The organism is Enterococcus sp. DIV0421 (assembly GCF_051713745.1).
Taxonomy (GTDB): Bacteria; Bacillota; Bacilli; order Lactobacillales; family Enterococcaceae; genus Enterococcus_D; species Enterococcus_D casseliflavus.
Genome location: NZ_JBIOQM010000005.1, coordinates 1 through 19,755 on the forward strand (window position 1 = coordinate 1; position 19,755 = coordinate 19,755).

The 19,755-nt window shown below is 38.1% G+C and carries 12 protein-coding genes and 6 pseudogenes; 4 read left to right on the plus strand and 14 right to left on the minus strand.

What is annotated here, in order from left to right:
* Nucleotides 1-451: 451 nt before the first annotated feature.
* Together IGI96_RS19430 and IGI96_RS19435 are read right to left on the minus strand one after the other, a co-directional pair.
* Complete coding sequence (locus IGI96_RS19430) at nucleotides 452-2,239, minus strand: glycoside hydrolase family 35 protein (RefSeq protein WP_438785680.1); 1,788 nt, start codon at nucleotides 2,237-2,239, stop codon at nucleotides 452-454.
* Between the two features lie 77 nt (nucleotides 2,240-2,316).
* Nucleotides 2,317-3,669 carry a PTS sugar transporter subunit IIC gene (locus IGI96_RS19435; protein WP_438785681.1) on the minus strand — a complete coding sequence of 451 codons (1,353 nt, stop codon included), beginning with the start codon at nucleotides 3,667-3,669 and terminating at the stop codon, nucleotides 2,317-2,319.
* A gap of 140 nt (nucleotides 3,670-3,809) precedes the next feature.
* Here IGI96_RS19435 and IGI96_RS19440 point away from each other — a divergent pair, with 140 nt between their 5' ends.
* A complete protein-coding gene (locus IGI96_RS19440) occupies nucleotides 3,810-4,667 on the plus strand; it encodes an AraC family transcriptional regulator (RefSeq protein WP_438785682.1) in 858 nt (285 codons plus the stop codon).
* A gap of 576 nt (nucleotides 4,668-5,243) precedes the next feature.
* On the opposite strand, the pseudogene IGI96_RS19445 reads toward IGI96_RS19440, so the two are convergent.
* The 9 genes and pseudogenes from IGI96_RS19445 to IGI96_RS19485 all read right to left on the minus strand — a co-directional run.
* Nucleotides 5,244-5,492: pseudogene (locus tag IGI96_RS19445) on the minus strand (tyrosine-type recombinase/integrase); the annotation flags it as partial.
* Nucleotides 5,468-5,845, minus strand: a pseudogene (locus tag IGI96_RS19450) (helix-turn-helix domain-containing protein); the annotation flags it as partial. The pseudogenes IGI96_RS19445 and IGI96_RS19450, both read right to left, overlap by 25 nt.
* Nucleotides 5,846-6,080: 235 nt before the next feature.
* Nucleotides 6,081-6,485, minus strand: coding sequence for a hypothetical protein (locus IGI96_RS19455; RefSeq protein ID WP_438785683.1), 405 nt, complete (start codon nucleotides 6,483-6,485; stop codon nucleotides 6,081-6,083).
* Between the two features lie 7 nt (nucleotides 6,486-6,492).
* Nucleotides 6,493-7,863, minus strand: coding sequence for an FtsK/SpoIIIE domain-containing protein (locus IGI96_RS19460; protein WP_438785690.1), 1,371 nt, complete (start codon nucleotides 7,861-7,863; stop codon nucleotides 6,493-6,495).
* A gap of 74 nt (nucleotides 7,864-7,937) precedes the next feature.
* Nucleotides 7,938-8,198, minus strand: coding sequence for a helix-turn-helix domain-containing protein (locus IGI96_RS19465; protein ID WP_438785684.1), 261 nt, complete (start codon nucleotides 8,196-8,198; stop codon nucleotides 7,938-7,940).
* A gap of 15 nt (nucleotides 8,199-8,213) precedes the next feature.
* A complete protein-coding gene (locus IGI96_RS19470; protein ID WP_438785685.1) occupies nucleotides 8,214-8,873 on the minus strand; it encodes a GPP34 family phosphoprotein in 660 nt (219 codons plus the stop codon).
* An 88-nt stretch (nucleotides 8,874-8,961) separates the two neighbouring features.
* The gene (locus tag IGI96_RS19475; protein ID WP_438785427.1) at nucleotides 8,962-9,348 is read right to left on the minus strand and encodes a YdcP family protein; all 387 of its coding nucleotides are present in this window, start codon (nucleotides 9,346-9,348) and stop codon (nucleotides 8,962-8,964) included.
* 16 nt (nucleotides 9,349-9,364) lie between these two features.
* A complete protein-coding gene (locus IGI96_RS19480; protein ID WP_438785686.1) occupies nucleotides 9,365-9,691 on the minus strand; it encodes a YdcP family protein in 327 nt (108 codons plus the stop codon).
* 231 nt (nucleotides 9,692-9,922) lie between these two features.
* Nucleotides 9,923-12,970, minus strand: coding sequence for an SrtB-anchored collagen-binding adhesin (locus IGI96_RS19485; RefSeq protein WP_438785687.1), 3,048 nt, complete (start codon nucleotides 12,968-12,970; stop codon nucleotides 9,923-9,925).
* Between the two features lie 1,207 nt (nucleotides 12,971-14,177).
* Here IGI96_RS19485 and IGI96_RS19490 point away from each other — a divergent pair.
* Nucleotides 14,178-15,374: an IS110 family transposase gene (locus IGI96_RS19490; protein WP_438785688.1), complete on the plus strand. Its 1,197-nt coding sequence runs from the start codon at nucleotides 14,178-14,180 to the stop codon at nucleotides 15,372-15,374.
* A 395-nt stretch (nucleotides 15,375-15,769) separates the two neighbouring features.
* Nucleotides 15,770-15,904, plus strand: a pseudogene (locus IGI96_RS19495) (transposase); the annotation flags it as partial.
* Between the two features lie 21 nt (nucleotides 15,905-15,925).
* On the opposite strand, the pseudogene tnpA reads toward IGI96_RS19495, so the two are convergent.
* Nucleotides 15,926-16,377 (minus strand): annotated as a pseudogene (gene tnpA, locus IGI96_RS19500) (IS200/IS605 family transposase).
* Between the two features lie 165 nt (nucleotides 16,378-16,542).
* A pseudogene (locus tag IGI96_RS19505) lies at nucleotides 16,543-17,702 on the minus strand (IS110 family transposase).
* Between the two features lie 642 nt (nucleotides 17,703-18,344).
* On the opposite strand from IGI96_RS19505, the pseudogene IGI96_RS19510 reads away from it, so the two are divergent.
* A pseudogene (locus tag IGI96_RS19510) lies at nucleotides 18,345-18,888 on the plus strand (transposase); the annotation flags it as partial.
* A 349-nt stretch (nucleotides 18,889-19,237) separates the two neighbouring features.
* On the opposite strand, the gene IGI96_RS19515 reads toward IGI96_RS19510, so the two are convergent.
* Nucleotides 19,238-19,755, minus strand: a 518-nt coding sequence (locus tag IGI96_RS19515) for a hypothetical protein (RefSeq protein WP_438785689.1), incomplete at its 5' end; no start/stop codon positions are given.

A 19,755-nucleotide genomic window follows, 5' to 3' on the forward strand; every position in this document is an offset into this window, starting at 1 on the left:
TTTTTTTTGTTTCGTTCGCGTAGCGTACGAAACTGACTAAAGTCAATAATAAAAAGCACTCGAAAAAATCAAGTGATTTTTGAGTGCTCCTTATTTTTCTATTCATTTTTGAGAAATCAAGTACTTATTCTAGTCATTTTCATCATGTTGATCGATGTAATGAGCAAGCCTATCTATTTTCTAACTTCCTGTATGCCTCGAACCACATATCAGGTGAAACCCAAACAAGTCTTCACAAATCTCAAAAATGTTTCCAAGTCGATCTTTCATCGCTCACATACTTTTTAAATTTAAGTCATTGATAAATGTTCTTTTTTCTTTATGATAATCCAAAGACGTATTTACAATGATATTTCTGAGATTTCTCTTTGGAGTTGAAGATAGGTATGAAAATTACATCACAAATCTTTGAGGTCGATGTAAAAATCCTCTCAGTTTTGCACTTTTATAACTAATTTGAAATTTTCGTAACTAGAGATTGCTCACAGAAGACGAGGTCTTTGATTTCTATCCCCTCAGTTTCAAAGATTACGACCTCGTTAGTGCCTTTCTTCAAAAACTCTTTCGGACAATACAAAGAACGAATCGGTCCTCTTTGCCAGTAACGGCCTAAATTGATACCGTTAACGATAACCACCCCTTTGCCATAGCTGCGACAATCAATAAATGTATCTACGAGATCAGTTAACGTGAATTCAGCTTTATAAAAAGAAGGCTGAACCGGATTTTTACCAGCAGTATAATCGATTCTTTGCAATTGTTCTGCTGACAAAGTCAATGCATATTGCCGATAGCCTTGATGAAAATGGATGTCTTGCATGATCCCCCCTCGAATACCTTTCACCTGTGTATGCCCATTCAATTTAAAGCCATAGTTTACCCTTCCCAAGTTCTCCACTAAAACATCTATTTCAATTAATCCTTTCTCTGGCGCCCCCTTGATCATCACCTCATCCCCAAGAGTCTCCTGGTATTGAATCGTCTGCAGGAGGCCATCTGCATAAAGATGTACTCGATCACTGGCTTCCACCACCTTGAGCTTGTTTTCGTGATGATAATTTTTTAGTTTTACTGAATAAAGCATATACCCATAACCAGGTCCTGCTTCTTCCATCGTTAATGGATACGTCGTTTCTTGTGCTGTCATCATTTGGTCTTTTATCGCAAACAGTGAGACACTGTCTTGCACAGGGACTGTTCCTATAGAACCAAACGTTTTCCTACGGGGCTCGGCTTGCCATACTTCAGGACATACTTCTTTAATGGCTTTCTGCACAAGGAAATATTTCTCAGTCGGCTCGCCAGCTTCATTCAATAACGCATCGTAGTCATAACTAGTCACTTGTGGCAAATCCAACACACCGCGAGCAGAACAACCATTATAAAAACCAAAATTGGTGCCTCCATGGAACATATAAAGATTTAATGAACCTAAACCTAGCATATCCTTAGCTTCATTAGCTAAATCTTGACCATCACGCTTAATAATCGGTTCTCCCCAACGATTGAACCAACCATCCCAATATTCCATGCACATAACCGGCCACTTTTTGCCGTGTTTTTCCATAAATGCCTTCATCACTGCAGCGTTCTCTTTGGAATGGCTACCGAAATTTCCTGTTATGAAAACATCCTCTTCAATCAGTGTACCAGCATCCAGTACTTCTTCCCAGGCACCATCTGAAGTAAATAGCGGGACATCGATGCCGAATTCTTCCATCAACCGTTTCGTTTGCCGTAAGTACTCTTTTTCCATGCCATAAGAACCGTATTCATTTTCGACTTGCATCATGATGACTGGTCCACCATGTGTCACTTGCAAAGGAACTAATTTTGGTAAAAGCACACTGAAGTAAGTACGGACTTTTGACATAAATCGTGGATCAGTTGAGCGCAATCGCACGTTCTCTTTCAGTAGCCAAGCTGGTAGTCCGCCGAATTCCCATTCTGCACAAATATAGACAGAGGGCCGCAAAATGACCATCAAACCAAGTTCTTGTGCCAATGACACAAAAGCGACGATGTTTTTCATTCCCTCAAAGTCATAGACCCCTTCCACTGGTTCATGTAGATTCCAAGGAATATAAGTCTCTACGGTATTCGCCCCCAGTGCTTTTAAATTGTATAAGCTATCTTCCCATTGCGCCGACGTTATGCGAAAATAATGGATCGCACCACTGATCAATTTAGTTGGTTTTCCATCTACCAAAAATTCTTCTTTTATTTCAAATGTTTGCACCTATTCTACTTCCTTAATATACAAAAAATAATTCTTACCATGCTTCTATTCCATATAATCTACAATTTATTTAAAAATTATAGAAACTTCTTATTAGCCATTCTTACAAACGGCAAATAAATTAACGTGGCTAAAATTAAATTGATAATTGATAAAATAATTGATCTCCAATCAAATCCTGTAGAAAAGAATCCATATAGGATAGGCGGCATTACCCAAGTTACATTTTGTGTCACTGGAGAAACCCAACCTAAATCCGTTGCTAAATATGCCACACTAGACATTACAGCAGGACATAATAAAAACGGAATAAATAAAATAGGATTTAATACAGTAGGCAATCCATACATTACAGGTTCACCAATATTAAACAAAACAGGCATAAAGCCAAGTTTTGCAACTTCTTTGTAATGACTATTTTTTGATATCAAAAAAATTGCAATTAATAAACCTAGAGTTGCGTACCAAACAAATGAACCATATGATACACTTGTCCAAACATATGGAATAGTTTCATGGTTTTGATAAGCTTCTAAATTAGCTAATAAAGCTACTCCAAAAACACCTTCCATAATAGGGGCCATTACATTTCCACCATGAATTCCGAAAAACCAGAAAAATTGTGTTAAAACTGCTACTAATACCACTGCAGCAAAACTTTGAGATAAGCCTAACATAGGTGTTTGTAAAACTTTGTATATCCAATCTATAATTAACGAATCAGTAATTTTATTGAAAAAAAATGTAAAAACAGCTACAATATACAATGAAACTAGAGCTGGAATTATTGATAAAAATGGTTTAGCAATAGCTGGAGGGACTGTGTCAGGTAGTTTTATTGTCCAATTTTTATTCATTAATTTACAAAAAATAATTGAAGACAAAAAACCTATGATTATAGCTGTAAAATAACCATTTGAATTAATTTGAGTACCAGGTAGCAATCCTGTTATAGTCACATTCAAACTACTTCCCGTTACTTTTATTCCTTCAACACCTGTAAACAAAGCTGATAAGTCAATATTATTGTTCTCCAGATTGTAAGTTGAAGTCATAGAATTACCTATAGAAATAACAAATGAAGATAATGCGACTAATCCTGAAGACAAGGTATCTGTTTTGTATATTTTGGCGATATTTACTCCTAAACAGTAAATAAATAACAAAGCTACTATCGAAATACTACCTTTAAAAACTAAGTTATTAATATCTACCCACCATTGAAAAAAAGACGTAATCTCTTGAAAATTAAATTGATCAGGAATATCAACCAGAAATGCATTAATTAACAATGCAATTGAACCTGTCATTACTACAGGCATTGTTCCTATAAATGAATCTCTTAATGCGACTAAAAATCTTTGATTACCAATCTTAGTAGCTATAGGTAAAATTTTATCCTGAATTATATCCATTGTTTTCCTACTCATTATATAAACTCCTTCGAAAAGCAATATTTAGAAAGCGCTATCTGATTTATATTATATATTTTTTTGACTATTTGAACATGATAATTTATACTTATAACATGTTTTTTTCTTCATAACTCATTACATAAAGGAGATATATGATGGAGGACTTTTGGTATCATAATAGATTATTTTCTGCCCCCATTTCCCTTTCCCAATGCGGATACGAATCTTATCATCCTAACTCTTCTATTCGTAATTATATTGTTCAACAAAAATGGATATTTCATTATATTTTATGTGGCAAAGGATTCTTAGAAGTAGACGGTCAATATTTTGAACTAAAAGAACATGATATTTTCTTTTTTTTTCAAGGTGAAAAAGTAAAATATTATACAGATAAAAAAGAACCTTGGACACTGATTTGGTTAGGAATCCAAGGTGATAAGACGTCTGCATTTTTGAAAGAAACAACTTTAATAAATAATCATACAGCTCGTTTAACTGAAGATATGAATAAAAAGATAAAAAACATACTATTTGAAATAGTATGTGAAAATAGAGAACTAATTGATGAACCGGAAACTGTAAAAGAATTAAGGAATAGCGCGAATATTTATAAGTTTTTATATCACATCAAAAAATTTTTTTTAAGTCCTTCTTTAATAACAAATACTCCAACTCAAGTTAATATCATTGACTATATTAATAACCATTATATGAATGATATTTCTCCTGAAAAAATAGCTCAATATTTTAACATAAGTTACAGCCAGTTATATAAAATATGTATATCTAAATTTAATACCAGCCCCAAGAAAATAATAACTAATCATAGAATTAGAGTCGCTGTGGATTTATTAATTGATTCCGATAATACAATTAAAGAAATAGCTCAAAAAGTTGGATACAAGGATGAATTTTTATTTTCTAGAACATTTTCTAAAACAATGGGATATTGTCCCTCTAAATTTAGAAAGCTTGATAAAGATCAGCTTAAAAACATACGATTTAAATAGGTTAATCTACCTATCAAAAGTAGCAGAAATGTGACATAAGTCCATAGTAGAAAACTGCAAGCAGTGACGAACAAAATAATACAACGTCGACTATCATTTTTTCATAGTTTTTTATTTTTATTAATCCTTTTTGAAAAGTAAGAATTTCTTTAAAAATTGTTGGTTTAACTCTCATAAACCCACCCAATCTAGGATTTATAAAAACTTATTTTGAGTCAAAGTTAGAAATCCCCCCTTTAATACTTCTATAAGAATACATTTTTTACTTTTTCAACGATGTCAAAGTTATTATGATTTGTCAAAGTAAAAATTAAGATAGTAAAGATATCACTATAATAAATCAATAGGTGGTTCCACTTAACAAAAGAAAAATCTTCTAGAAAAAAATACAAATTAATAGAATATTTCCTTTAATCTTTTTTGATTATCTATCCATAAGTCCGCAAATGCTGGAATATCCCGTATTTACGGACTTTTTTACTTTTCAATCGGTAGATATTCGCCTTAATTCCGCATATTTCCGCTTCAAACCTGCTTGAAAAGTAGTAAAAGTGTAGTAACTTTATGCTTTTACTACTATGCTACAAATCGCTGTATTTCAGATTTTACTGTTTTCAGTGAAGCGTGAGCATAAAGGTTCAAAGTGATTGTGATATTAGAATGTCCCATTACATACTGTAATGCTTTTGGGTTCATTCCCGCATTAGCCAGCCTTGTGCAGAATGTATGACGCATAACGTGTGGCGTGACTTTTGGAAGCTGGTCTTTGTTCTTCTTGTTGTATTTCTTGATAAGATTACGGAACATAGCTTCATAATTACTTGCAGATAGTAATGTTCTGTGTACTTGTAATGTCCGTAGTCCTCATGGAGCATATAGTCAACATTGAGCTTCAATATATCTCTGATAACGTGCTGTATATCCAGCGTGGGAAAACGGATACGCACATAGTCGAACAGCAGGAACATGGGAGCGTCGGGATTGAATTTCTCGACCGCTTCCATGAGCTTGTCCTGCATATCGTCCGTGAGCTTGACCTTTCCCGCTTCGATACGGTTCAGGTGTTCACGGCTGATACCAGCCATGATTGCAAGCCTTGTCTGGGACACGCCGTAAGATAGGCGTTTCTCTTTCAAGGCGGTGATAAAGGTGCTTTCATTCAGCCTGCATACCCCCAATCGTGTATTTATAGAAATCTGTGATATTTTCCGCCGATTGTCACAGTCAGCCATGAGTGAGGGAAAACCCTTATGCCTAGCGGGATTTCCAGACTTTTTGACCGTAGTTTCCAGCGGAATTGTGCCCCTCTGTTAGATACCGAGGGGCTTCTTTCGTAGAGCAGGGCAAGCCCTGCTCCACAGGACGGCTTACACGGTCTGGGTCGCTTCGCTGACCGTGTAAGCCGTCAGTGGTTCAGTCAACCCTTGTTACGCCCGTATAAACTACGATAACGTCGGTATCAGCAGAAAGGCATTTTCTGACGATATCCTTGTCAATCCCATATTCATGGTATATCTGTCTGAAAAAATCCTTATCCACCACAAGAAACGTAAAACGGTAGTTGAAGCCATGAATGGAAAGCCATTCGTCCAGCACCACGGAAAAGAGCAACGGAAGTTTCAATCTCCCAAGTCCCGCTTCTGTCAGAATATCTTCCATATGTGCATGATAGGCTTCTGTCGGAAATTCCTCACATTTATCGTCAGTCGTGCCAGCGACACTTTCCAAATCCGCAAGGAAGCGGTCAAAGTCTACGCAGACACCCTCAACGTGCAAATCTGCGGTAGGGTCGCTGTACCCCATTTCTAAAAGTCCCATATATTTTTCAATTCTCCTTTCGTTCATCTGATACGGCTTGCCTTGCCAGTGCAAGAGAGCCAATAGTCTGTAAAAAATCATGACCCTTTGGTCCAAGGGGAGTGTAAAACTCCGATATGACGCTCGTACCCACGTCACAATAGCCACGTCCTTTGATACGCTTCTGGAAAAACTGTTTCTTTACGTCGCTTCCGAAAAGCATACCGTAGCCAAGCTCGCTGATACGTCCCAAGCCTACACGGAAGTTGAAGTTATCTCTGATACCGTCGCTGAAATACTTTGCGTCGGGACGCTGGCAGGCGACAATGAGGAAATAGCCCGCCTGTCTGCCAAGCATGACGATTTTCTTTAGCTGGCTTAAAAGGCTCATGCTTTCCTTTGTCCCCAGCATTTCCAAGAACGCCACATACTCGTCAAAGATAAGGAAGCAGGGCGGTAAGCCCAGATAGGCATAGTTCTCGCCCGTCTTGTAGTCTGGGTGGTGCTTCATTTCCTCGCTTCGCTGTACCATGCCCTCATAGAACGCATTGACACACTCTATCATATCTTCTTTGGTGTGGTACATGTTATCCATGACCGTACCCAAGTCCGCAAGGTCAGCGTTCTTAGGGTCTAAGATGAAAAGCTGGGCGTTGGTCTGCAAGAGGGCTTCAATGATTGTCAGCAGGAAATAGGTCTTTCCACCACCAGTCCCGCCACAGATAAGGGCGTGAGGGAGTGCGTCGTATTCCCATGTTAGGTTCTTCATCAGACGCAAGCCCCCGTTTTCAGCCTTTACCTCGTCAATCGTAATACGGTTCGCTATCATGTCATAGAGCAGGATGTACTCGATATAGCCGTCATGGAGCGTCTTGTCGGTCAGCTCGCAGTAAAGCCCGCTTTCCAGCTTATCTTCCAGTCTAAGGAGCTGGTCTTGATACTTTCCCAAAGAGATTTCACAGCGGATATGGAGCAGTCCCGTGTCCATTTGATAATAGATTTTAGGAAACCAGACGATTTTTTCCCTTGGTCTGCTCTGCAGGTCAGTGAAAAAACCGCTGTCCTGTACGGTCTGGGCTTCATACCACTTATTGTCCAGTATCATGCGGGAGAGCTTTTGACGGTGTAATAGCTTCTTAAAATTGTCATGGAAGAAGCGGTAATAAAGAAAAGCGACCAATGCACAAACACCAGTCGCTATCCCTATGGTTATGAAGTTGTATGTGGAAAGCGTCACGCCATTATCAAGTAAACTGAAATGCTCCCAATCGGTACGCATGAGCTGTCCCATGTTCAGTAGCAGGAGAACCGCCACGAACAGAAATAGGAGCGTACCTACGCAGAAGCGGTACACAAGGTTCTTGTCGCTGGCTCTGATACGCTTTCCCTTATATTTCAAAATGTTCATAAACACCCCTTTCTGGATATGGAATAAGCGGTCAATCGTATAGACTAACCGCTTTTGTAACTACTTTAATCAATTTTTAATATGGCTTTAATTTCTGGAATAGTTTTCTTTTGCTCACGCAATTCTTTGATGTAGGAAATTCGTTCCATACTTTCCACACGTTTATAACGTCTTGTCAGATTTTCTTCCGCTTGCTCAAAAGGGAGCATACCTTCTTCCGTATAGAACTTTAATGCACTGTATCTTACATCTGTGAGCCTTACTAATTCACCGATAGTTACATACTCTGAATTTTTTATTACTTCCATACTTCTTTGCCTTGACATATCAACCAACTCCCTTTAGACAGAGAACATTACAGGTATGATAGCAGCTATATCTAAATCCTCAATATGTTGAACCATTTCTTTCACAAGAGTTCCTGCGTCGCTCTTTTTGATTGTTTCTATTTTATTTCTTAATTCTTTCTGTTCAAATTTTGAAAAGTAATCTTTCAAGTTCCCTGCTTTATCCATGAGTGCAGTTAATGCAATAACATCTTCTGATATTTCTCCGTTTTCCAATAATTCTGCACGAATTTTTTCAATAATCCCTGTAATAATTTCTTTTCTAGGAACGTAGGTATCTTTATTCCCTAGAAAACCACTTTTAGCAGGTTCTAAAACATCTGCTTCCTTTAAACTATCTATTATAGCATTTTCAAAGTCATACAATTTTTTGTTTGTAAAAGCAATCGTATAATTTTCTACGACTTTTTCAACTTTCACAGGTTTATCTTGATTTACCACATCATATAGCGATTTTAAATACGCCAAATGTTCTGGTAATTCATCACAGACACTGACTTTCTTATCATTTAAAGAAATACATTTTGCTAATTGCATATCCAGTAACCCACTTGCAATCAAACATGCAACTGCTTTTTGATTAGAGCTTGGTAAAATACCTTTCCCATTTACCGTACAAACCATATATTCTTGTGTAATTGATAAATCTTTCATTTTAATTCCTCCTTATTTCTTATCAGTTATTACTTACTACTCATGATTTAATATCACACTTTCATATGAGGCTTGTCAATAGAAAATGCTATTTTTTCTGCTGTCCCTGTGGAGCGTGGTTCTGTGGATTGCCTGCGGGCTGACCGCCTTTATTTTTCAGCACAATGTCGTCTGCCTTGATGTACCATTCCACGTCTGCCCCTCGGTAGTTGGCGTTTGCCACGGTATCGGCAACAGGATTGATAAGCTCCACCTCGGCATTGTACGGGTAGTCCTTTACAAGGATTTCCGCTGGGATAGATACCTGTATCGTGCGTTCCTGCTGACTGCATTTCAAATCATAGGTTCTGCGTTTGATTTCCTCACTGGTTGTCCCGTCCTCATTCTCCACGCGCACCTCATGTCTTAATGCGGAGAACTTCAATACTCCGAAAGTCTTTTCCTTATCTAATACAATTCCATTCGCTAATCTCATAATCTGTTATCCCCCTTTACTTGCTTTCCTCGGCTGGAAGCATATCATCAGCGTTTAAAATATAGTTGGTGTAGCCACGACCTCGCACGTTCTTTCCCTCGGCGGTAATCTTTGGATTGACGAGCTTTACTTTTTGCTCATACTTGAAACGCTTTTCCCCAGCCTTTGCGGGAAGCACCACGATAATGTCGTCGGCTCTCTGAATGTCGGAATACAGGTTATAGCTTCTCGTCACGGGGACAAAGCGACCATTGACACGCTGTTGCTCCACGTCATTTTCTCCTGCAAATTCTAAGTTACCAAAAGTCTGTGCCATGTTAGGCACGATATATTTCAATTTCATGTGTTCATACCTCATTTCTATAAAATCTGTTGATTATCAATGCTTTTATTCTGGCTGGTGGTGTGATACCCGTAAGCCCCAGACCGTCAAGGGCAGGTAAATGCTTAAAAGCACCTTTGACTGTCCGTGTGCTTACAGGTGGGTGGCAGACAAGCCAGAATAAAGGGAAGCTCCGCCGTTTCCATGTGTCGGCGGGGAGCGTGATTTCTTCATCATCATAGAAAGATTATCCTATGAGCGTTTACGACGCTTGATGAAGTATGTTCCTGCCACGCCTGCACCTGAGAGAACAAGAAGCCCTAAGAATAAGGCAATGTTTGTATTATCGCCTGTCTTTGGAGCGTCGCTTGTTTTTGTCGGTGTATCTGGTGTGGTCGGCTGTTCCGGCCCTGTTGGTTCTTCCGGCGTTTCTGGTACTTCTGTGATTGTCACCGTCTGCCCGTCGTCCTCAATATCCTTATGCTCTGTAACCTTTGTCGGTTCATCTGGATTGCTCAAATCGTATAATTCCTCAAAGGTCACAAGCTCTTTCCCGCCAAGCTCGGAAGCGTCGAATGTAAAGGCAATCTGTACTTCCATGCTTTCACTGTCGGCGGTAAAGGTATAGTCATTCTCGACACGCTCTCCGTTGATGATAAGCTCTGCGTTTTCGTTCTTAATCATCTGCCAGCCTTTGAGCTGATACTTAGTGCCGATTTCCAAGCCGTCAAGGGTAACAGTATCAATGATTGTCACATCTTTTCCAGCTTCAATCTCTTTCTTTCCGTCCTCGCTGGTCGCTGTGGTATGGATAGAGATGATACGCTCTGTGATAAGCACCGTCTGTCCCTCGTCGTCAATGTCCTTGTGTTCAGCCACCTTTACAGGCTCGTCCTCATTGGAAAGGTCGTAAAGTTCCTCAAAGGTAACAAGGTTCTTGCCACCTAAATCAGACGCATTGAATGTATAGGGAATTTCCACTTTCATTTCTTCATCATCAGCAGTAAAGGTATAGCTGTTCTCTACACGCTGACCGTCGATAAGAAGCTCTGCATTTTCCTCTTTTAACATCTGCCAGCCTTTGAGCTGATATTTTATACCTTTTTCCAGACCGTCAAGCGTAACCGTATCAATGATTGTTACCTCTTTGCCAGCCACGATAGACTTTTCACCGTCCTTGCCTGTGGCTGTGGTATGGATAGAGATTTCTTTCTCGTATTCATCAGTCAGTGTCCCTAAGTCAACGGTCACATTGTTTCTGGACACCACGATTTCAAACGGCGGGATAAGCTCAAAGCCTTTGTTGCTGTCACAACGTAATTCCTCAATGATATAGGTATCGTAAATCAAAGCACCTTTGCTGTCGTCTGGCTCACTCGTTCCAAACCAGATACCGTCCTCACTGGTCTTTCCTGCATTGGTGTTATGCTTGTGGGAAGCCCAGTCAGAAGAAGTGGAGAACTGCCCATTGTCGTCAGTCACGATAATATGGCTCTCACCTGTGGTCTTGCTTGTGATCCTAAACGGAACTCCCACAAGACGCTGGTGTGTGCCAGCTCCAATCTTGACACCCTCAAGGTCGCCACGCTTCACTTGATTGTAGATTGACGTGTCCGTACCTGTAAGGTCAACGATTTTTCCGTCCTCTGTGATTTCAAATTCAATCGGTTCTGCACCGTCCGTCAAATAGCCCTCTGGTGCTTTGCTTTCCTCGATACGGTATTTTCCATAAGGTAAAAGGTCAGCAGAAGTAGAAGCCACGCCCTCAATATCGGTAAGGATTGTCTTTACCACTTCATTCTTGTTGTAAAGTTTCCCCTCGACAAGTACGGCATTGTCATTAAGGGAAATGATTTCAAATTCAGTGTCTTTCAAGGTCGCACTTCCTTGACCTTTGGTATCGCTGGTTTCTAAATCTCTTTTCTGGATTTTCACACCGCCACGGATAACCTTGTCTGATACATGGTACTGATTGCTTCCAGAAAGTACGGCAATGTCGCCGTCCTCGGTAATCTGTGTAAGGTACATTCCCTTAATCTGTTCCTCGCTACCGTTTGCCTGCATATACGCACCGTCAAGAAGATAGCCGTTAGGTGCTTTCGTTTCCTCAACGGTCAGCGTTCCTAAAGGAAGTACGTTCTTTCCGTCCTGAGTATAGAAGCTGTCCCCAGATACCTTGTATTCATCAGAAAGGCGGGAAACGTAATGGATAGTGCCGTCGCTGTCCTTTTCAGCGATTGTCTTTGTCACCCATGTCTTTGTAGGCTCGCTAGGAAGATTGTCGGCGGTATAGTGTCCCGCATAGAATTTCCATGTGAACTCCGCACCCTCTAGGGAAGCGTTGCCCTGTGGATCGTCTTTCTGTGTTTCCATATCAATCTTGAAAAGCTCAATCAAGGTGTCTGTGACCTTTGGCGTATCGGATACATTGAGTGTCGCTGTCTTGCCAGCTTCCACGTTTAAGGAATACACAGTGCTGTCCACCTTATAGCCAGCAGGAGCAGAAAGCTCTTTGATGTAGACTGTGCCAGCCTTTACTTCCACGGTATCAGTATTTCCGCTGTTATCAGTCGTAAGGGTGGCAAGCTGTTTCGTACAGTCCTTATCAGAATAGACATCATAAGTCGCACCAGCGATAGAGTAAAGCCCGTTTCCGTCGGAAATGCTGGCATTACTGGAAGTCTTTTTAAGGGTGGCATTTCCTACGGCAAGTTTCGCCCAGAACTGTCCAACGTCCTGTCCCTCACCAGAGTAGATATAACCGCCACATTCATAGCGTCTCTTGTTCTCGCTGGCAAAGGCTTTTGCCCCAGCGTACACCTCGTCCTGTATAGCTTTAGGGATTTCATCATAGGAAGCTCTGACGTTATCGCATTGCCAGCCCAGATGAACGCTCAATCTCTGCCATACGACGCACTGTTTCAAAAGGTAGATATGCTGAGTGCTCAATCCGCTGTGGCTCTGCACATACTGATTAACATACTCGATTGAGAGTGCAACATCTGAAATCTGGTCGTAGCTCATGCGTGTGCTTGCGTCGGCTCTGGTCTTGTAGCCGTTCTTGAAGTTGGTGTTGATGTCCACGCAGAAAGCGTCCTCACCCTCAACGGTCATGTGTCCCTCGTTGAATGTCGAACCAATAGAACCGTCATTCATTACTTTTTCAACGATACCGACACGCTCCGCACTTTCTGTCCAATATTGCTTCTCGGAAGCGTGGACTGCCGTTGTCGGCAAAGCGGTAACGATAGTCGCAAAGGCAAGGAAGCCTGTGGCTAATCGCTTCAATATCTTTTTCATAGCTTTTAAAATTCTCCTTTCGTTTGGATATAGAAAAAGCCGTTCATTTCTGAACGGCTGGAAATAGAAAAGGAACGTCAATATCGGCGTTCCATAATCTACTTGCGATATTCAATTTTTAGTTTATCAATACTGATGTGCTATACCATATCTCCGCATAACTGGGACTTACCCTCGTATCAAAGCTCAATCCGTAGTAGTAAATTAGTAGTAATTCCAATGCTCTAAGTCCCTAAATATGGCGTAAAATCAAGGGTTTTGGTAGATAATCTATGAAAATATATTATATTTACACAATTCTTCAATTAATAAGTAATTATCCGTATACTAAAACCAATTTTATTAAAAGACATAATTTGCTTAACAATTAATAGAGAATATAACTAAAAAAACTAGTCGATTCGTCCTCTATTCATCCATGTAGACTTTGCATCATATAAAATGAAACAATATAGTTTTCTTTGTAAATAACGACCAACAAAGATGAATAAAATTGACAATTACAATAGATATAATATTATAGAATAAAGGCTAACTTGTATCTTTCTTTTGAGAACCCTTTTATATATTACGTATAATTACAAAAAAATACTCATCCAATCATAAAACGTTAGCCTTCTATCGAACCTTCTACAAAATTTTTTCTGTAGAAGGTTCCTTTTAATTCCATTGTTGATGTCCATCAATAATATTAGCAAGTAAATTTCAGCTCTTCGACATTTAGTGCTGATAGAGAGATACAACTGAAAATTTAGACTGTTTGTCAATATGGACTGATGAGTTGTGCAAAATCAAATCTGGGTCAGAATGAACCACATTCTAGCTCAGATTTTTTTGTTATTGACTTTAGTCAGTTTCGTACGCTACGCGAACGAAACAAAAAAAACGCACGTTTCTATGCGTGGACGAAATAGCTTTAGTGATAAAAAACTCCTTGTATATTTAAGATACTCAATTAATCAGCTATTCCGTTTTAACTAGCTGTTATTTTGTCTATAATTGAGCTAGACGCTATGGACTAGTATAACCTCCACCAGATTCCTTTGGAATACTGTTGTCGAAAGGCTCTGGCCACAGCTCTTTGTCACATTGTTAATAAGTTTGTTAGCGCATGACATCTGTTCGTGACGCTTGATTGATCACAAGGTTACATAGGCAAAGAGTAAGTGGAGCATAGCGTAAATTTTATCTGTCAGGAGTGGTCCTTATGTTGTACGTTGGAATAGATATTGCCAAGCACAAACATGACTTAGCGATCATTGATACTGAAGGAACGGTTTTTATCCGTCATCTTCAGATTGAAAATAATCGTGAAGGCTTTACGAAGCTTCAAATGACGCTTGCCAATTTGCAGAAAACAACCGGCGAAGAGATTCAAATCGCCTTAGAAGATACCGGTCATTATTGCTTTAATATCTTATGCTTCCTTCGGACGCAAGGGTACCCAACTTATAGCTATAATCCATACTTAATTAAAGAATTTGCCAAAAATCAAAGCTTACGAAAAACCAAAACCGATAAAAAAGACGCCATGACGATCGCTCGTAAATTACGAGCAGATCTTGATAAACAATCATTTAGTGCGAACCCCTCAATGATTGAGCTGAAATATTTAACCAGACACACAGCTAGATTAAGAGAGGACTGTACTCGAAAAAAAGTGAACTACACACGCATTTTAGATATTCTCTTTCCAGAATTAGCACCTTCTTTGGGTTCTTCTTCCGCGAAGTACCAATCCTATGTGTACGCAATCTTAAAAGAATACCCCTCTGCTAGAAAATTAGGAAATGCACACTTAACGAAGTTGACCAATCTCATTTCAACGCACTCAAAAGGTCACTTTGGAAAAGAACAGGCCGTCAAGCTCAAAGCACTCGCGCAAACCTCTATTGGTCAAGAGTCGCCAGCGTTAGAATTTGAACTCCTTCAAACTATTGATGCCATTCAGTACCTTACAACTATGAGAGACAAAGCCGAGAAGGAAGTTGCTCGATTAATGAGTGAAATCGATTCACCTATTTTAACGATTCCTGGCATTGGTTTTAAATTAGGGAGTGTCATTCTCGCCGAAATTCGAGATATTAATAATTTCCGATCGCCGAATCAATTGCTTGCCTATGCAGGCGCAGAACCTTCCATCTCTACGTCTGGAATGAATCAGACTGAAACTGGTCGAATGGTCAAACGAGGTTCCTCTCAACTTCGCTGGGCATTGCATGAAGCCGCCAGACTCATGTCTATTTGGTCTCCGTCTATGCGTGTCTATTTCCAGAAAAAACTAGCAGAAGGAAAACACTACAATGTCGCAATCAGTCATGTTGTTCGAAAACTGGTACGAATCATTTATCAACTACTGAAAGATAATAAGCCTTATGAGGAGCAGAAAATGATTGTTAACTGATCTTTTCAAAAATCCCCTTTGCCTAAGGGTTCTTTGTCATGCCTTCAAATAATGTCAAAACTACGTTATTCAAACTTTTCATTTTGTGCTTGACTTAATATAGTTTGTCTTACGTTTTATGTTTGTATCATATAACTAATTAAGCTCTTATGAGTCTATTTTATTTGTCGAAAAAAATAAAAACAAAAAGATTTCTGTTATGTGAATCCAAAATTATGTTTATTATTCTTAATAGTAAATTTAAAAATCTAAACTTAAAGCAATTGGAATACTTTGATCAAACGATAATAAGCCTCTCTCTTTTTATCGTTTTAAAATTAGATTCAATTGAGTAATTTTCAGATATCACTTGAGGCCGCTATCTAAAGGAGACTTATCCCTATGCAATGTTCTAACCCTACTCCAATGGAAAAATAGAAACGAAGAATCCCCATATAAAGATAATGAAACGAGTATCCTATGGATTTAAATCATTTGACAACATGAGAATTGAAATCCTTTTGATTAAACAATTAATCAATGTGAGGTAGTAAAAAGCCCTCTCTCTTTAACTATTTAAATGGATCTACATACTCTTGTTTACTTATACTATCTCTTATTCGATCATCTGCTTCTTGTTCTCGAATATATTTTTCAATTGTTTTTGATTTAACCCAACCGTACTCACGTAATATCCTTTGGACCAAAAGCTTTTATTCCATATTTATATTTCAAATTCGCATGTTTTTCATGGATTAAGGTTGCATTTCGTTCTTTTAAGTAGCCCATAAAACATGAAATACTAATCTTTGGCGATATTCTTACTAACAGTTGAATATTGGCAGGCATGGCATGAGCTTCAATGATTTCACCATCTTTCATCTCACACAATTTTCTTAATATCTGACCAATACTTACTCTTAACTTTCTATAAAATCACTTTTAGTCGATACTTCGGGGTGAAGATTATGTGAACCTTACAATTCCATCTTGTATGTGCTAAACTTTTATCCTCATTAGACATAAAAAAACTCCTTTCGATCTGATATGTGGTTGGTAGCCACTATTAGTATATCGAAAGACAAACTATATTAAGTCAAGCACAAAATGAAAAGTTTGAATAACGTAGTTTTGACATTATTTGAAGGCATGACAAAGAACCCTTAGGCAAAGGGGATTTTTGAAAAGATCAGTTAACAATCATTTTCTGCTCCTCATAAGGCTTATTATCTTTCAGTAGTTGATAAATGATTCGTACCAGTTTTCGAACAACGTGACTGATTGCGACATTGTAGTGTTTTCCTTCTGCTAGTTTTTTCTGGAAATAGACATGAGTCTCGCAGCTTCATGCAATGCCCAGCGAAGTTGAGAGGAACCTCGTTTGACCATTCGACCAGTTTCAGTCTGATTCATTCCAGACGTAGAGATGGAAGGTTCTGCGCCTGCATAGACAAGCAATTGATTCGGCGATCGGAAATTATTAACATCTCAAATTTCGGCGAGAATGATACTCCCTAATTTAAAACCAATGCCAGGAATCGTTAAAATAGGTGAATCGATTTCACTCATTAATCGAGCAACTTCCTTCTCGGCTTTGTCTCTCATAGTTGTAAGGTACTGAATGGCATCAATAGTTTGAAGAAATTCAAATTCTAACGCTGGTGACTCTTGACCAATAGAGGATTGCGCGAGTGCTTTGAGCTTGACGGCCGGTTCTTTTCCAAGGTGACTTTTTGTGAGATTGGTCAACTTATTTAAGTGTGCATTTCCTAATTTTCTAGCAGAGGGGTATTCTTTTAAGACTGCGTACACATAGGATTGGTACTTCGCAGAAGAAGACCCCATAGAAGGTGCTAATTCTGGAAAGAGAATATCTAAAATGCGTGTGTAGTTCACTTTTTTCGAGTACAGTCCTCTCTTAATCTAGCTGTGTGTCTGGTTAAATATTTCAGCTCAATCATTGAGGGGTTCGCACTAAATGATTGTTTATCAAGATCTGCTCGTAATTTACGAGCGATCGTCATGGCGTCTTTTTTATCGGTTTTGTTTTTTCGTAAGCTTTGATTTTTTTGCAAATTCTTTAATTAAGTATGGATTATAGCTATAAGTTGGGTACCCTTGCGTCCGAAGGAAGCGTAAGATATTAAAGCAATAATGACCGATATCTTCTAAGGCAATTTGAATCTCTTCGTCGGTTGTTTTCTGCAAATTGGCAAGCGTCATTTGAAGCTTCGTAAAGCCTTCACGATTATTTTCAATCTGAAGATGACGGATAAAAATCGTTCCTTCAGTATCAATGATCGCTAAGTCATGTTTGTGCTTGGCAATATCTATTCCAACGTACAACATAAGGACCACTCCTGACAGATAAAATTTTCGCTGTGCTCCACTTACTCTTTACCTATGTAACCTTGTGATGAATTAAGCATCAAGAACAGAGATCATGCACTAGCAAACTTATTAACAATGTGACAAAGAGCTGTGGCCAGAGCCTTTCGACAACAGTATTCCAAAGGAATCTGGTAGAAGTTATACTAGTCCACAGCGTCTAGCTCAATTATAGACAAAATAACAGCTAGTTTAAACGAAATAGCTGATTAATTGAGTATCTTAAATATACAAGGAGTTTTTTATCGCTAAAGCTATTTCGTCCACGCGTAGAGACGCGCTTTTTTTTGTTTCGTACGCTACGCGAACGAAACTGACTAAAGTCAATAATAAAAAATCTGGTTCAGAATGAGATTCATTCTGAACCAGATTTTATTTTGCACAACTCATCAGTCCTCGTAAAATATATTTTTCCAAGTAAGTTTCTTTTAAAGTTTTTATAAAACACAAATTTTTTTGAATAACACATTCCTTTCGGAATTTGTTTCGTTATTGTGTGATTTCTCAGAGTACAATGGATATATGCAAAGGATCCAACAGCAATTTGCTAATCAGTCCTGTAGCTTTGTCTACCTTATAAGTCTGTTACCCAAAACACAAGTAAAAAGTCGCTTTAAAGATCCAGAAAAAATTGCAAGATCTATTCAACGTGCGAGTACCATAAGTTATCGTTTAGGTAGTCTTGCACAAGAATCCATCAATGTCGTTCTAAGTGTTCTTGTACGTGAAATTCGAGCACTTGAAAAGAACATCCAAGACTTGGATAAAGTAATCGAGCAATTAGTTGTCGTTATTCCAAAATATCAATGTTTGACCAGTGTTCCAGGTATTGGAAAGATGTACACTGCTGGATTAATCGCTGAAATCGGTCAAATTGAACGATTTAAAGACCAAACAAAATTGGCAAAATATGCAAGCTTATGTTGAAAAGTTAAACAATCTGGTATTTATCAGTCATAAAATACAACTCTGTAAAAAACTATCTTCCTGAATATCAAGTTTTTATCATAGTAAATGTAAAGAGGTCCCAAATCATAAACACAAACGAGCAATCGTCTTAACCGCAAGAAAATTTACGCGTCTGGTGGATACACTACTACGTAACCATCAACTATACACGCCACCAAAGAGCGTGATAGATAAATAACATTCTGTTATTGGCGCAAACCTTTGAAATACCCCGAAAAAAATTGATTTCGGCCGAGGCTAGTTAAGTGCGCTTCAAACCAGGTTACATAATAAAAATATTCTCAATCTTCAACTTGACTTATTACCATTAGACTTATTGATAAAGATCCAAAAAGATAGCAAAATAATAATTTATCCAGAAATATAAATAACGTAAAACATTGAAAAAACAGATTTTATTTAGATCTAATTATAGAAATTCTCTAAGCAAGGTATCCAATAAAACATTTTAAACTTTCTTAATTTAACTAATTACCTTCTAACTTTATTTATCAAAAGCAAAAACTCTCAATTTTAACATGGATTCATTAGTATCTTAATTCTTCGAATTTTGTAGTTCTTATATCAGAATATTTCATTTTTAAAATATAATTACTTAATTTTTCAATTTTTTTAACAGTAAATGGTTTTCTTAGAACAAATGTCTCTGCTTTTAATAATACTAAGTTATCTAAAGAATCACCATCCGATACCACAATTCTTTTTTCTCCTTCTATTGATATAAGTTGGTCAGGTTTATTTAGCCATACATCCACTAGCTCTACATCGATTTTCAAATTTTGTTTCAAAAAATAATAAATTTCGTAAAACTCTAATAACGAATCACTATATATATATATTTTGATTCTGTCATTTTTTTCCATAATAAAAGAAAATATATGATTGCTCAAATATCTTAAAGATTTATTATTCACATTCATTCCTACATTCTCAAATATATGTTTTACTTTTAAGTATATACTCTCTCCTAATAAAGTAGTTATCGATTCGTTAGGTATAAAAAAATCAAGAACATCCAAACAGCTGTACTTTATAAAATTAAAAA